Source organism: Micromonospora sp. D75 (genome assembly GCF_018070405.1).
GTDB classification, from domain to species: Bacteria; Actinomycetota; Actinomycetes; order Mycobacteriales; family Micromonosporaceae; genus Micromonospora; species Micromonospora chalcea.
Map to the genome: position 1 here is coordinate 1 of NZ_JAGPXV010000086.1, position 13,869 is coordinate 13,869.

General features: G+C 73.4%; 13 protein-coding genes and 2 pseudogenes. 10 read left to right on the forward strand and 5 right to left on the reverse strand.

Going from position 1 to position 13,869, the window contains the following annotated elements; genetic code table 11:
- Positions 1-67 precede the first annotated feature (67 nt).
- Together KBX39_RS08130 and KBX39_RS08135 are read left to right on the forward strand one after the other, a co-directional pair.
- Positions 68-1,348 (forward strand): thymidine phosphorylase, encoded by a 1,281-nt coding sequence (locus KBX39_RS08130; RefSeq protein ID WP_043326767.1) that lies wholly within the window; start codon positions 68-70, stop codon positions 1,346-1,348.
- A gap of 88 nt (positions 1,349-1,436) precedes the next feature.
- Complete coding sequence (locus tag KBX39_RS08135; RefSeq protein ID WP_043326765.1) at positions 1,437-2,117, forward strand: DUF4272 domain-containing protein; 681 nt, start codon at positions 1,437-1,439, stop codon at positions 2,115-2,117.
- Between the two features lie 6 nt (positions 2,118-2,123).
- Here the strand turns inward: KBX39_RS08135 and KBX39_RS08140 are convergent.
- A pseudogene (locus KBX39_RS08140) lies at positions 2,124-2,920 on the reverse strand (putative RNA methyltransferase).
- Between the two features lie 3 nt (positions 2,921-2,923).
- Positions 2,924-3,409 (reverse strand): MarR family winged helix-turn-helix transcriptional regulator, encoded by a 486-nt coding sequence (locus tag KBX39_RS08145; protein ID WP_043326762.1) that lies wholly within the window; start codon positions 3,407-3,409, stop codon positions 2,924-2,926.
- A 57-nt stretch (positions 3,410-3,466) separates the two neighbouring features.
- Between KBX39_RS08145 and KBX39_RS08150 the strand changes: the two genes are divergently transcribed.
- The 4 genes from KBX39_RS08150 to KBX39_RS08165 are packed head-to-tail and all read left to right on the forward strand — an operon-like array spanning position 3,467 to position 6,188.
- Positions 3,467-4,093 (forward strand): YitT family protein, encoded by a 627-nt coding sequence (locus KBX39_RS08150; protein ID WP_104113223.1) that lies wholly within the window; start codon positions 3,467-3,469, stop codon positions 4,091-4,093.
- The gene (locus tag KBX39_RS08155; RefSeq protein WP_064447622.1) at positions 4,081-4,650 is read left to right on the forward strand and encodes an NADPH-dependent FMN reductase; all 570 of its coding nucleotides are present in this window, start codon (positions 4,081-4,083) and stop codon (positions 4,648-4,650) included. The genes KBX39_RS08150 and KBX39_RS08155 overlap by 13 nt, the downstream gene beginning before the upstream one ends.
- The gene (locus tag KBX39_RS08160) at positions 4,647-5,060 is read left to right on the forward strand and encodes a PPOX class F420-dependent oxidoreductase (RefSeq protein WP_069087173.1); all 414 of its coding nucleotides are present in this window, start codon (positions 4,647-4,649) and stop codon (positions 5,058-5,060) included. The genes KBX39_RS08155 and KBX39_RS08160 overlap by 4 nt, the downstream gene beginning before the upstream one ends.
- A 51-nt stretch (positions 5,061-5,111) precedes the next feature.
- Positions 5,112-6,188 (forward strand): adenosine deaminase, encoded by a 1,077-nt coding sequence (locus KBX39_RS08165; protein WP_043326756.1) that lies wholly within the window; start codon positions 5,112-5,114, stop codon positions 6,186-6,188.
- Here the strand turns inward: KBX39_RS08165 and KBX39_RS33205 are convergent, their stop codons facing one another.
- The gene (locus KBX39_RS33205; protein WP_223201242.1) at positions 6,189-6,527 is read right to left on the reverse strand and encodes a hypothetical protein; all 339 of its coding nucleotides are present in this window, start codon (positions 6,525-6,527) and stop codon (positions 6,189-6,191) included.
- A 459-nt stretch (positions 6,528-6,986) separates the two neighbouring features.
- Here KBX39_RS33205 and KBX39_RS08175 point away from each other — a divergent pair, with 459 nt between their 5' ends.
- The 4 genes from KBX39_RS08175 (at position 6,987) to KBX39_RS08190 (ending at position 12,126) form a co-directional block, all read left to right on the forward strand.
- Complete coding sequence (locus KBX39_RS08175) at positions 6,987-10,652, forward strand: sensor histidine kinase (RefSeq protein WP_064447624.1); 3,666 nt, start codon at positions 6,987-6,989, stop codon at positions 10,650-10,652.
- Entirely contained in the window at positions 10,649-11,053 is a 405-nt protein-coding gene (locus KBX39_RS08180; protein WP_013283992.1) for a roadblock/LC7 domain-containing protein, read from the forward strand. Before KBX39_RS08175 ends, KBX39_RS08180 begins: the two co-directional genes overlap by 4 nt.
- A 100-nt stretch (positions 11,054-11,153) precedes the next feature.
- Positions 11,154-11,531, forward strand: coding sequence for a DUF742 domain-containing protein (locus KBX39_RS08185; protein ID WP_030501200.1), 378 nt, complete (start codon positions 11,154-11,156; stop codon positions 11,529-11,531).
- A 1-nt stretch (position 11,532) separates the two neighbouring features.
- Positions 11,533-12,126, forward strand: a complete 594-nt coding sequence (locus KBX39_RS08190; RefSeq protein ID WP_030501201.1) for an ATP/GTP-binding protein — start codon at positions 11,533-11,535, stop codon at positions 12,124-12,126.
- 120 nt (positions 12,127-12,246) lie between these two features.
- On the opposite strand, the gene KBX39_RS08195 is transcribed toward KBX39_RS08190, so the two are convergent.
- Both KBX39_RS08195 and KBX39_RS08200 read right to left on the reverse strand, forming a co-directional pair.
- A complete protein-coding gene (locus tag KBX39_RS08195) occupies positions 12,247-13,467 on the reverse strand; it encodes an ABC transporter substrate-binding protein (RefSeq protein ID WP_043326752.1) in 1,221 nt (406 codons plus the stop codon).
- 134 nt (positions 13,468-13,601) lie between these two features.
- Positions 13,602-13,869: pseudogene (locus tag KBX39_RS08200) on the reverse strand (transposase); the annotation flags it as partial.

The window sequence follows — 13,869 nt, forward strand, 5'->3', positions numbered from 1 at the left end:
GGCCGGACCTGGTCACCGTTCGCGGGTCGGTGTGGCCACGCGCGATCAAACTGATTGGATCTTGTAAGTGAGTGCTTTTACGGCGGTTGACGTCATTCGGGCCAAGCGGGACGGGGGTGTGCTGAGCGAGGGGCAGATCGACTGGGTGGTCGACGCGTACACGAAGGGTCTGGTCGCCGACGAGCAGATGTCCGCGCTGGCCATGGCGATCCTGCTGCGCGGCATGACCGCGCCGGAGATCGCCCGGTGGACCGCCGCCATGATCGCCAGCGGCGAGCGGCTCGACCTGTCGCCGGTGGCCCGCCCGACAGTGGACAAGCACTCCACCGGCGGTGTCGGTGACAAGATCACCCTGCCGCTGACCCCGCTGGTCGCCGCCTGCGGCGCGGCCGTCCCGCAACTGTCCGGCCGGGGCCTGGGCCACACCGGCGGCACGCTGGACAAGCTGGAGTCGATCCCGGGCTGGCGGGCGGCGCTCACGAACGACGAGTTCATCGCGCAGCTCCGCGACGTGGGCGCGGTGATCTGCGCGGCCGGCGACGGGCTCGCCCCGGCCGACCGCAAGCTGTACGCGCTGCGCGACGTCACCGGCACCGTCGAGGCGATCCCGTTGATCGCCAGCTCGATCATGAGCAAGAAGATCGCCGAGGGCACGGGCGCGCTGGTGCTCGACGTGAAGGTCGGCTCCGGCGCGTTCATGAAGAACGCCGACGACGCCCGCGAGCTGGCCCGCACCATGGTCGAGCTGGGCGGCGCGCACGGCGTACGGACGGTCGCCCTGCTCACCGACATGTCCACGCCGCTCGGCCTGGCCGTCGGCAACGCGGTCGAGGTGACCGAGTCGGTGGAGGTGCTGGCCGGTGGCGGCCCGGCCGACGTGGTGGAGCTGACGCTGGCGCTGGCCCGGGAGATGCTCCACGCGGCCGGGCTGCCCGACGCCGACCCGGAGGCGGCGCTGCGGGACGGCCGGGCGATGGACGCCTGGCGGACGATGATCCGGGCGCAGGGCGGCGACCCGGACGCGCCGATGCCCACCGCGAACGAGGTCGAGGTGGTCACCGCGGCCGAGGACGGCTGGGTCGCAGAGCTGGACGCGTACGCGATCGGGGTGGCCGCCTGGCGGCTGGGCGCGGGCCGGGCCCGCAAGGAGGACCCGGTGAGCATCCCGTCCGGCGTGGTGCTGCACAAGCGACGGGGTGACCGGGTGCGTGTCGGCGACCCGTTGTTCGAGCTGCGCGCCGAGCACGCCGAGCGGATCCCGGCCGCGCTGGCCGAGGCGCGCGAGGCGGTGCGGATCGCGCCGGACGCGCCGGAGGCGACGCCGCTCGTCATCGAGCGGATCGGCTGAGGGCCATGGTGCCGGGCCGGTCGGAGTCGCTATCCTCCCAGGCCAGGGGGGACCGACCGGCGAGGACCCGAACAGACAGGGACTGACCGTGCGCGTATCCGCCCCCGACCCCCGGGCCGTCCGGGAGGCGAGCCTGGACGAGCTGTCCCGGCTGGGCCTGCCGCTGCCCCCGCCGCAGTTCCCGCTGGTCTGGGAGCCGGGCGACGAGATCGAGCTGCGTCCGACGCCGGAGGTCGAGGCCCGGATCGCGGTGCTGCACGTGATCCTGGCCCGCTGCTTCGGCATGCCCGCGCAGGCGGCGATGAGCTGGCTGCTGGAGTCGCACCTGGTCGACTCGGTGACGCCGCCGGAGTGGCAGTTCGTGATGGGCGGCCGGGGTGACCACAGGTCGTTCGTGCTGCACCACGACGCGCTGTTCTCGCTGGCCTGGGTGCTCGGGCTGGCCAAGGAGCTGGACCCGACGGTGCCGGTGGACGAGCGGCTGGTCGAGCGGATGCCGAACCTGGTGGCGGGGGAGACGTTCGCCCAGTGGCAGGCCCGGATCCTGGCCGCGCCGCAGCACCCCGGGGACGCCGCGGCGCTGCTCGACCTCCACTACTGCCTGGACTGGGCGTACCTGGAGACGGAGAAGGCCGGCGGCGCGCTGCCGGGCCTGGTGGACGCCAACGCGATCGGTCAGCGCCGGTGGGCGCTGGAGTGGGCGGTGGTGCTGCGCGGGCCGTACCACGACGAGCCGCCGGGCTGGGAAGAGGTCGACCTCTCCACCTGAGCCGGGTCAGCGCGGGCGGTGCACGCCGAGCCGGACCGAGAGCGTGACCGGGACCCGCTCGGTCCCATCCCGACGAGCGTGGTGACCTCGGCGCGGGTCAGCGCGAGGCGGGCCCGGTGCCCGGTCGCGGACTCCTCGGTGAAGTGGGCGCCGAGGCTGCCCGCGACCCGGTCGGCTTTGGCCGGGTCCACCCGCAGCAGGTCCAGCGCCTCGACCAGTTCGGCCAGGTGGTCGGCGGCCGGGGTGACGACGAGCAACGCGCCGCCGGGGTCGAGCACCCGGTGGAACTCCGGGCCGTTGCGCGGCGCGAACACGTTCAGCAGTACGGCCACCGACCGGTCGGCCAGAGGCAGGCGCTGCCAGGTGTCGGCGAGCGCGGCGGCGGCCCGCGGGTGGGCGCGGGCCGCGCGGCGCAGCGCCGGCTTGGAGACGTCCAGGGCCAGGCCGGCGGCCTCCGGCAGCGCCGCCAGCACCGCCGCGAGGTAATGCCCGGTCCCGGCGCCGGCATCGACCACCAGGGGGTACGGGTCGACGCCCGCGACGCGTACCGCTGTGGTCGCGAGCGCGGCGGCGACGGCGTCGTAGTGGCCGGCGGCGAGGAAGTCGGCGCGGGCGGCGACCATCTCGGAGCTGTCCCCGGTGTGCGGGGAGCGGCCGGCGAGCAGGTTGACGTACCCCTGCCGGGCGGTGTCGAAGCTGTGCCCGCGGGGGCAGCGCAGGGCGCGGGTGGTGCCGGCGGTGGCGGCGGTCAGCGGTTCGGCGCAGACCGGGCAGCGCAGCCGGGCGAGGATGCGGTCGTCCACGCCTCAGTCCTTCGCTTCCGGGCGGCCGGTGGGGCGGCCGGTGAGGTGGTCGACCACCCGGTGGCTGAGCGTGCCGAGCGCGGCCAGCTCCGCCGGGGTGAGCAGGTCGATCAGGTGCCGGCGTACGGCGGCGACGTGCCCGGGCGCGGCGGCTTCGACGGCCTGGCGCCCGGCCGGGGTGAGCGTGACGACCGAGCCGCGGCCGTCGGTGGCGCACTCCTCCCGGGTGACCAGGCCACGCTGCTGCATCCGGGAGATGTGGTGGGACAGGCGGCTGCGGGACCAGAGCATGCGGTCGGCCAGCTCGCTGAGCCGCAGCCGCTGCTCCGGGGTCTCGGACAGGTCGCTCAGGACGTCGTAGTCCGGCTCGGAGAGGCCGGCGTCCTGCATCAGTTCCCGGGCCAGTTCCAGGTCGAGCAGGCGTCGCATGCGGCGGTAGCCGCGCCACGCGCGGTCCTCCTGCTCGTCCAGCCAACGCGGTTCGTCCACGGGCCGATCCTACCGGTGTTGTTGACATGTCACCAAGTTGCGGTCTAGCTTGATGACATGTCAACCAAACTGCCGTCGCGGCTGGTGCGGCTGTTCGCCGGCCTGGCCCTGTTCGGCGTCAGCGTCGCGCTGATGGTCCGCGCCGACCTCGGGCTCGCGTCCTGGGACGTGCTGCACCAGGGGCTCGCCGAGCGCACCGGCCTGCCGATGGGCGTGCTGGTCAACGGTGTGGCGCTGCTGGTGCTGCTGCTGTGGATCCCGCTGCGGCAGCGCCCGGGCGTCGGCACCGTGGCGAACGTCGCGCTCGTCGGCCTGGCCCTCGACGCGACGCTGGCGCTCCTGCCGCCGGTCGCCCCGCTCGCCGGCCGGATTGGTCTGCTGGTCGCGGGCGTCCTGCTCAACGGCCTCGCCACCGCGCTCTACCTCGGTGCCCGCCTCGGCCCCGGCCCGCGGGACGGGCTGATGACCGGCCTGGCCGCCCGCGGCCTGCCGCTCGGCCCGGCCCGCACCGCGATCGAGGTGACGGTGCTGGCCGTCGGCTGGCTGCTCGGCGGCGTCGTCGGCCCCGGCACCCTGCTCTACGCGATCGGCATCGGGCCGATCGTCGCCTGGCTCGTTCCCCGGCTCACCGCGCCGGCCCCGGCCGCCGCCCCGACAGGAGTGACCTCACCATGCCCCGCCTGAACGTCGTCGTCGCCAGCACCCGCCCCGGCCGGGTCGGCCGTCGCATCGGTGACTGGTTCACCGCCGCCGCCGTCCGCCACGCCGGCTTCGACGAGGTGCGCCTGCTCGACCTGGCCGAGGTCGGGCTGCCCTTCCACGACGAGCCGCACCACCCGTCCGAGCGGAACTACGTGCACGAGCACACCCGCGCCTGGAGCGCCGAGATCGACGCCGGGGACGCCTTCGTGCTGGTGATGCCGGAGTACAACTACGGCTTCAGCGCGCCGCTGAAGAACGCGATCGACTACCTCTACCACGAGTGGCAGCACAAGCCGGTGGGCTTCGTCAGCTACGGCATGACCTCCGGGGGCCTGCGCGCGGTGCAGATGATCAAGCAGGTGGTGACGACGCTGAACATGACCCCGGTCAACGACCAGGTGGTCGTCTTCCTCCGGCAGTCGCTGGACGAGTCGGGCGAGCTGCGACCCGACCCCGGCCGCGAGGAGGCCGCCGCGCTCATGCTGGATCAGCTCGCCCGGCTGGCCGCCGCGCTCGCCCCGCTGCGGGTGACCGCATGAGCGCCCGGCTGTGGGAGCTGTTCGGCGAGCGCGGGCGCGGGGTGCTCGTCACCCTGCGCCGCGACGGCCGGCCCCAGCTGTCCAACCTCGACTACCTGGCCGAGCCCGGCCTGATCCGCTGCTCCACCACCGACGGCCGGGCGAAGGTGCGCAACCTGCGCCGCGATCCCCGGGCCAGCTTCCACGTGACCACCGACGACGGCGGGGCGTACGCGGTGGCCGAGGGCACCGTGACGCTCACCCCGCCGGCCGCCGCCATCGACGACGCGACGGTCGACGAGCTGGTCGAGGTGTACCGGCGCATCCGCGGCGAGCACCCGGACTGGGCCGAGTACCGGGACGCCATGGTGGCCGACGGGCGGGTGGTCCTGCGGCTGGCGGTGGAGCGGGTGTACGGCTGGCGGCCCTGAACCGGCCCGGTCCACCGTCGCGCCCGTACCGGGGGTGACTAGGGTCGGAGCATGGTCGCAATCTCGTACGAGGACATCGTCAAGGTCCCGAAGGCGCTGCTGCACGATCACCTCGACGGCGGCCTGCGGCCCGCGACGATCGTCGAGCTGGCCGCCGAGGTCGGCCACGAACTGCCCACCACCGACCCGGCGGCGCTCGGCGTCTGGTTCACCGAGGCGGCGAACTCCGGCTCGCTGGAGCGCTACCTGGAAACGTTCGCGCACACGGTGGCGGTCATGCAGACCGCCGGCGCGTTGCGCCGGGTCGCCCGCGAGTGCGCGCTGGACCTGGCCGCCGACGGCGTGGTCTACGCCGAGGTGCGGTTCGCCCCGGAACAGCACCTGGAGCAGAACCTGACGCTGGACGAGGTGGTCGACGCGGTGGTCACCGGGTTCCGGGAGGGCAGCGCGCTGGCCGCCGAGGCGGGCACCCCGATCCGGATCGGCACGCTGCTCACCGCGATGCGGCACGCCGCCCGGTCGCAGGAGATCGCCGAGCTGGCCGTGCGGCACCGCGACACCGGGGTGGTCGGCTTCGACATCGCCGGCGCCGAGGCGGGCTTCCCGCCCACCCGGCACCTGGACGCGTTCGAGTACCTCCAGCGGGAGAACTTCCACTTCACCATCCACGCCGGTGAGGCGTTCGGCCTGCCGTCCATCTGGCAGGCGATCCAGTGGTGCGGCGCCGACCGGCTCGGCCACGGCGTACGCATCGTCGACGACATCACCCCCGGCAACCCGCCGGTGCTGGGCCGGCTGGCCGCGTACGTGCGGGACAAGCGCATCCCGCTGGAGCTGTGCCCGTCGTCGAACGTGCAGACCGGTGCCGCGGCCTCGATCGCCGACCACCCGATCGGGCTGCTGCGCGACCTGCGGTTCCGGGTGACTGTGAACACCGACAACCGGCTGATGAGCGGCACCTCGATGTCGCGGGAGATGGCGCTGCTGGTGGAGGCCTTCGGCTACGGCTGGAAGGAACTCCAGTGGTTCACCATCAACGCGATGAAGAGCGCGTTCATCCCGTTCGACGAGCGGCTGCGGATCATCGACGAGGTGATCAAGCCGGCGTACGCCGAGCTGATCGGCTGATCACGACTGGCGGGGGTGGCCGGAGAGCAGCGCGGCCACCCCGCGCAGCACCTGACCGGCCCGGGCCGCCTCGGCACCGAGCCCGGTCTGCCGGCGCAGCACGGCCGGCTCGGCACGCAGCAGCGCGACCCCGCGCCGGAGCAGCACCCGGGGCGCCTTGCGCTGCTCGGCGAGGTCCCGGGCGAGGCGGCGCAGGAACGTCGCGCCGCGTGGGCGGCGCAGCGCGTACGCGCCGGCGAGCACGCCCTGCCGGCGGCACTCGGCCACGATCTCGGCGGCGAAGATCCCCTCGGCGACAAAGATTGGCGATCCGTCGATGTCGAATGGCCGGGTGGCCACCCTGCGGTCCGCGCCGATCGCATAAACCGGCACTTCGGCCTTGCCCTCCCGAGCCAGTCGGGTGATTGTTTGCACCGCCATGTCCGCATCCCAGGACAGTGGGGACTCCCAATCCACCTGTCCGTTCCGACGCGGACACGTAGGGTCGTCGCCGTCCTTGTAGAAGTCGTCCAGGCAGAGCACCGGAAGTCCGGTTCGCTGCGCTATGTATGACTTTCCTGACCCGGAGGGGCCAGCGAGCAGGACAACGCGATGCGGGTGTTCCATTACCTTCAGTGACTCCGGCCAGACGGATAGCTATCAAATTGCATCAACATCTCATCACACCTCCGGTGAGGGACAACCTGGTCTTTCTCTTTGCGGGGCGGCGTGATGGAATCTCGGAGGTCCGACCCGCCGGGTCGGTCGCTCGGCGTTGCCCTCAGGTGACGTCGGGCGCGGTAATGCGAGGGCGGTGACGTGAGCAAACGGCCAACGACGGCGGGCTCCTTCCTGTCGCGGCTGCGCCGGCCGATGAGTCGGCTGCGCGACATGCCGATCTGGTCCAAGCTCGGTCTGATCATGATCGTGCCGACCATCGCCACGGTCGTGGTGGGCACCAGTGGTCTGGTCGACCACCTGGAGACGCTCAACAATGCCAACCGTGCGGGGGACCTGGCCAATCTGATCGGCTACTCGGGTGACCTGATCGACACGGTGCAGGACGAGCGGGTCGGCGCCGTGCTCTTCCTCGGCGCGAAGGAGTTCCAGACCCGGGCGCAGTACCAGGAGGGCTACAACCGGGCCAACCAGCGGGTGGACCAGGCGAAGTCGCCGTACCTGCGGCAGCGTGGCGAGATCGACGACCTGCCGCGCAACTTCGTCGGGCTGCTGGACGCGATCGACACCCAGCTGAAGGACCTCCCGGCGACGCGCAGCCAGGTGCTGAACGGCAAGCTCAAGATCAATGACGCCGACCTGACCTACCGGCAGCTGATCGAGGACCTGCTCGCGATCCGCGACTCCGCCACCCAGCTCGCCGGCGACAACGACCTGAGTGACCGGATGCGCGCGGCGGCCGCTGTCGCCCGGCAGAAGGAATTCCTGACCCAGCGCCGCGTGGTCGTCCACCAGGCGATCACCCAGAACCAGTACACCCCCGCGCTGCGCGAGCAGTTCATCGCCAGCGGCACCGGCCAGTCGCAGGCGTTCGCGACGTTCCAGGCGGTAGCCACCGACCCGGACAAGCTGTTCTACGACCAGACCGTCTCCGGGCCGGACCTGCGCCGGGCGGAGCTCTACACGAGTTTCATCTCGGGCAACAACAGCGGCTCGATGGAGAACGCCCAGTTCGGCGCGGACCAGTGGGACCAGGCCATGGTCGCCAACGCGAAGCTGATGCGGACGGTGGAGTCCCGCCTCGACGGCAACGTGGTCCGGCAGGCCGACGCGCTGCGCTCGGACACCCAGCGCCAGGTGTTCCTGGAGACCGGCCTGCTGCTCACCATGCTGCTGCTGGCCATCCTGTTCGCGTACCTGGTCGCCCGCTCGATGGCCCGCTCGCTGCGCGACCTGCGCCAGGGCGCCCTGGCGGTGGCCCAGTACGGGCTGCCGCAGGCCGTCGCCCGGCTGCGTGACCCGCAGGTGACCGGCCAGCTCACCCCGGTGCAGCTGGCCAACCAGATCGCCGAGCCGCTGCCGGTGCGCAGCAAGGACGAGTTCGGCCAGGTGACCGAGGCGTTCAACGCCGTCCACCTGGAGGCCGTCCGGACCGCCGCCGAGCAGGCCGCCCTGCGGGCGTCCGTCGCGACCATGTTCGTCAACCTGGCCCGCCGCTCGCAGATCCTGGTCGACCGGCTGATCGGCCACCTCGACCGGCTGGAGCGCGGCGAGGAGGACCCGGACCGGCTGGCCGAGCTGTTCCAGCTCGACCACCTCGCCACCCGGATGCGCCGCAACGACGAGAACCTGCTGGTGCTCGCCGGCGCGGACTCCACGCGTGTGCAGCGCGAGCCCGCCGCCCTGATCGACGTGCTCCGCGCCGCCCAGTCCGAGGTCGAGCACTACACCCGGATCGAGTTCGGGGTGATCGACCGGGACATCGAGGTCGCCGCCCACGCGGTGAACGACCTCGTGCACCTGGTCGCCGAGCTGTTCGACAACGCGACCGCGTTCTCCCCGCCCGACTCCCAGGTCATGGTGGAGGCCCGCCGGGTCGGCGACCGTGCCTCCCTCTACGTGGAGGACCGGGGCATCGGCATCAGCCCGGAGCAGCTCCGGGACCTCAACGAGCGGCTGGCCACGCCGCCGCAGGTGGACGTCGCGGTCTCCCGGATGATGGGCCTGGTCGTGGTGGCGCGGCTGGCCGCCCGCCACGGCGTCCGGGTCGAGCTGCGACCGGGCACCGACCGGGGCACCGTCGCCGACGTGACGCTGCCCACCACGGTCCTGGTGCCGCGTGCCCTGGCCGGCCGTGGTCCGGGCGCGCCGGCCCTGCCGCCCGCCGCCCCGCAGCAGAGCGGACCGACGCCCGCCTTCGGCGCCCTGGCCGCTTTCGGCAACAACAACCCGCAGAGCCTGCCGCCGGCCCCGCACCCGGGCGCCTCCGGCAACCAGGTCACGCTCGGCGGACGCGCCTTCGACCCGGCGCCGCGCAACGGCTCGGGCACCCCGGCGAACGCCGGTGGCGCTCGCGCCATGCCGGCCTGGTCCGACCTGACCGGCGCCAACCCGGGCGACGGGGACGGCGGGTTCGGCTCCCGGCCCTCGTCCGGTTCCGGGTTCGAGCCGCTGCCCCAGCGGCGCAACCCGGCCGAGGGCGACCCGGGCACCAGCGGCCAGCAGCCGGCGATCCCGCGCCAGCTGCCGAGCAGCCCCGAGGCGCGGCCCTACAGCCCGCCGCCGGTCTCCGCGCCGCCGGTCCCGCCGGTGTCGGCGCCGCCGCTGCCGCCGGTCTCCGGCGCCCCGGCCGCCGGCAACCCGCTGCCGTACCGTCCGGTCTCGGCCGCTCCGGTCTCCGGCGACCCGTTCTCCGGCCGTCCGGTCTCCGCGGCGCCGGTCTCCGGCGACCCGTACACGGGCCGTCCGGTCTCCGCCACGCCGGTCTCCGGGCAGCCCACGTCGGCCGCGCCGGTCTCCGGCCAGCCGGCCGCCGGCTACCAGGTCTCCGCGCCGCCGGCGAACCAGCTGCCGGCGCGACCGGTGACGCCCGGGCCGGGCGTCGGTGCGCCGCCGGTCTGGCCGCCGGTCACTCCGGCCCCGGCCCCCGCGGCGCCGGAACGGCCCACCAGCGGCATGGACATGACCACCGAGCTGCCCCGGGTGCCGCGCACGGAGATGCCGGCCACCGCGCAGCCCGCGACCGGCCAGCCGTCGGCCGCCGGCCCGGCGACGAACCAGCCGGCCGCCACCCCGGCGACCAACCGGCCGGCTGCCGCCCCGGCGGCGCGACCGGGCCCGGCAGCGCAGCAGCAGGGCAACCGCCAGCGGTACGCCGACGAGACGATGGAGCTGCCGATCTTCCGGGAGCTCGAGTCGGCGTGGTTCCGTACCCGCCGGCCCGGGCCCCACGAGGAGGCGGCGGCCCCGGCCCCGACGACGAACGGCGGCGACGCCACCCAGCAGTTCGCCAAGGTGGACACCGCCGGCCGGCCCGTGCCGCAGCCGACACCCGCAACGACAGGTAACGCACCGATGGCACACACTCCGACGGCCGGCGGAGCACCGCGTGACAACGGCGCGGCGAACGGGAACACCCGTCCCGCGTACGGCGGAGGGCTGCCCACCCGGCAGCCGACCGCGTCGCCGCAGTCCTCGCCCTGGCAGACCGCGGCCGACGACGGCTGGCGCGCCGCCTCGGCGGCCACCGAGGTGCCGGTCGCGGAGACCACCCAGAAGGGCCTGCCGAAGCGGAAGCCGATGGCGCAGCTCGTGCCCGGCAGCATCGACAAGCCTTCTGCCTCGGTGCAGCGGCGGACGCCGGAAGGCGTCCGGGGCCTGCTGTCGGCCTACCATCGGGGCGTGCAGCGCGGGCGTAACACCGACAGCAACACGACCGGCCCGGAGGGCACTCCGGGCGGGCAGCAGTCCTCGCAGTCTGGCTCAGGCCCGGTGGCCGGGAGCGGGCAGAAGGAGCAACAAGGATGACTACTACGCAGGATCTCGGATGGCTGCTCGCCAACTTCGCCGACCGGGTGCCCGGTGTGGCGCACGCGGTCGCGGTCTCGGCCGACGGCCTGCTTCTCGCCTCGTCCCGTGACCTTCCGCGGGACCGCGCCGACCAGCTCGCCGCGATCGCGTCCGGTCTGGTCAGCCTGACCCAGGGCGCGGCCCGCTGCTTCGAGGGCGGAGCGGTGTTGCAGACAGTCGTCGAGATGGACAACGGATTCCTGTTCCTGATGTCCATCTCCGACGGTTCGTCGTTCGCGGTGCTGGCGGCGCGGAGCTGCGACGTGGGTCAGGTCGGGTACGAGATGGCCCTGCTCGTGGACCGGGTGGGCGATGCCCTGACGCCGCAGCCGCGCACGGCTGTGGGGATGATGGGCTGAATGACGCGCTGGCCGGTGGGTCAGGTGCGGGAACAACAACGACAGCGACGGATGTCACCGGGGCGAGCCGGTGCCGGGTACGAGGGAGGTGAGCGGCGACATGGCGGATCGTGACGAGCCGACCGGCGCATTGGTCCGGCCGTACGCCGTCACCCGTGGTCGTACCCGTCCCCGGCTCGACATCGCCCTGGAGGCGCTCGTCGAGACGACGGTGCGCGGCCGAGCGGTTGCCACTGGCAATGGTGGCCACGGTCGTGAACACCAGTACATCGCCGCGTTGTGTGACGGACGTGTGCAGTCGCTCGCCGAAATCGCGGCGCGGATGCAGCTTCCGCTCGGCGTGGCCCGGGTGCTCATCGCCGACATGGCGACGGACGGCCTGGTCGCGGTCCACGAGCCGACCATTTTGGACGACTCCGACGACGCGGTGGGCACTGAACTGCTGGAGAGGGTGCTGAGTGGACTTCGCAGGCTCTGACATGTCGCACCGGCCGCCGGCCCCGAGCGGCCGAGTGACGTCGGCGAAGATCGTTATCGCCGGTGGGTTCGGCGTCGGCAAGACGACGCTGGTCGGCTCGGTCTCCGAGATCACGCCGCTGACCACCGAGGCGATCATGACCTCCGCCGGTGTCGGCGTCGACGACACCCGGCAGGTGCCGGGCAAGACGACGACCACGGTGGCGATGGACTTCGGTCGTATCTCGATCGACCGGGATCTGATCCTGTACCTGTTCGGTACGCCGGGTCAGACGCGGTTCTGGTTCATGTGGGACGAGTTGGTTCGGGGTGCGATCGGCGCTGTGGTGCTGGTCGACACCCGGCGGCTCGCCGACTGCTTCGCCGCCATCGACTTCTTCGAGCACCGGCGGCTGCCGTACCTGGTGGCCATCAACTGCTTCGACGGCATGCAGTACCACGATCCGCAGGACGTCCGGGACGCGTTGGCGATCTCCCGCGACGTGCCGGTGGTGCCGTGCGACGCCCGTAACCGGGAGTCCACGAAGCACGTGCTGATCTCGCTGGTCGAGTACGTGCTCACCATGCGGCGCTCGCGGGCCGTCGCACCCGCCTGACCGACGCGCGGAAGCGCCCGGCGGCCTGAGGCCACCGGGCGCTTCTTGCCGTCCGGGGACGGACACGGTACGCGGTCGCCCGGTGACCTCCAGGAAGGAATCGCCGGGCGGCGCTCCGGGTCAGCCGAGACGCGTCCAGCCGCCCCGGTAGACCTGGTAGACGGCGAGCGAGTCGGGTTCCATGCCACCGTGCCGCGCGGCGGTGAACGCGTACCCGCCCGCGATGCCCTGGACCGCCTGCGCCTGGAGCAGCGCCCGCAGGCGGCCCCGGTCCAGGCTCGTCGCCATCCGCGCCGACCACGCGAGGAGCTGGAGGGCGTCCGAGGCGTACGGGGCGAAGCCGGGGCTGCCGCCGTGCCGCTGGGTGTAGCGGGTGGCGAAGTCCCGCCGGGCCAGCTGCGCCGTGGTGGTGGCGGTCACCGCGGAGATGTCCAGGCAGGCCGGGTGCACGGCGTATGCGCCCTCCACGGCGGCGGCGTTGGCCCCCTGCACGGTGTCGTCGGCGACCGCGCCGGCGTCGAAGAAGATCGGGCCGCGGTGCCCGGCGGCGCGCAGCTCCCGTGCCGCGGCGCCGGAGTCCGGCGCGGTGGCCCAGACGACAACGCCGTCCCGCTCGCCACCCGCGACGCGCTCGGCGGCGGCACGGAAGCGCCGGCCGGTCGCCGGCAGGCGCACCGTGCGGGCCAGGTCGGTGCTGCTGTCCGCGAGGGCCTCCCGCATCGCCCGCACACCCGAGTCGCCGTGCAGCCCGTCGGCGGCCAGCAGGGACACCTTCCGGACCTTCATGGACTCGAACAGCTCCACCAGGCGGCGTGCCATGTCCACGGCGTCCGGCGTGAGCTTGTAGGTGAACGTGCGCTCGTCGAGCGGCAGCACGATGCGGTCACCGTAACCGAGCGAAAGGAAGGGCGTCTTGACCTGCTGGGCGGCCGTCGCCAGGGCCACGGAGGTCTCGCCGAGCACGCCGCCGATCAGGGCCTGCGCCCCGGCCCGGGTCAGCTCGGCGGCGTGGCGGGCCGCGACCTCAGGATTGCTGCCGTTGTCCAGGATCTGGAGCCGGACCGACCGGACCAGGTTCCCGACCGGGAGGCCGGTGCGGTTGAGCGAGTCGGCGGTGAGCTGCAGGGCCTGCCGCTGGGCGACGCCGAGCACCGACCCCGCGCCGGTCAGCTCCAGGCTCGCCCCGACGATCAGATCCTGGTCGCTCGGCGCGCTGCTGGACGGGCCGTCCTCCGGCCGCTGGCCCTGCGGCGCGCAGCCTGCCAGCAGCACGCTCCCGGCCGCGGCGGCGAGGACGCCCCGCCGGGTGAGCACAGTGGAGTCGAACGCCGGTGTCGCCATTGGAATCGCCTTCCCACCCCGGCGAACAGGCGCCGCCGCTGGTCCGCCGGGTATGTTCCCGGCCGGTCCAGCTCAGCGTCAAATCGCCCAGGTGTGGGATGAAACACCCCACTCGTGGGCCTGGCGGACTCTGATCAGGAGCGGTAACCGGCCGAGCGGTACTCGTACTCCCGGTCGTCCTCGCGGTCCCCGGTGTCGCGGGTGAAGTCCCAGCCGCCGGCCGCCTCGCGGCCCGGACGGCCGCCCACGGCGAAGCCGCCGATCTCCTGGCCGCGTCGCCAGCCCCGGAAGTATCCGGTGGTGTTCTCGGCCAGGCTCGCCGCGTTCCGGACGATCCGCAGGGGACGCTCCTCGCGCAGCGGGGAGCCCGGCACCAGGTTGGCCTGCGGCACCCGCTTCGGC

Coding starts and splice junctions, on each gene's coding strand:
- KBX39_RS08150 (WP_104113223.1), top strand. CDS start 3,467: ATGTCAACCAAACTGCCGTCGCGGCTGGTGCGGCTGTTCGCCGGCCTG.
- KBX39_RS08155 (WP_064447622.1), top strand. CDS start 4,081: ATGCCCCGCCTGAACGTCGTCGTCGCCAGCACCCGCCCCGGCCGGGTC.
- KBX39_RS08160 (WP_069087173.1), top strand. CDS start 4,647: ATGAGCGCCCGGCTGTGGGAGCTGTTCGGCGAGCGCGGGCGCGGGGTG.
- KBX39_RS08165 (WP_043326756.1), top strand. CDS start 5,112: ATGGTCGCAATCTCGTACGAGGACATCGTCAAGGTCCCGAAGGCGCTG.
- KBX39_RS08180 (WP_013283992.1), top strand. CDS start 10,649: ATGACTACTACGCAGGATCTCGGATGGCTGCTCGCCAACTTCGCCGAC.
- KBX39_RS08185 (WP_030501200.1), top strand. CDS start 11,154: ATGGCGGATCGTGACGAGCCGACCGGCGCATTGGTCCGGCCGTACGCC.
- KBX39_RS08190 (WP_030501201.1), top strand. CDS start 11,533: ATGTCGCACCGGCCGCCGGCCCCGAGCGGCCGAGTGACGTCGGCGAAG.
- KBX39_RS08195 (WP_043326752.1), bottom strand. CDS start 13,467: ATGGCGACACCGGCGTTCGACTCCACTGTGCTCACCCGGCGGGGCGTC.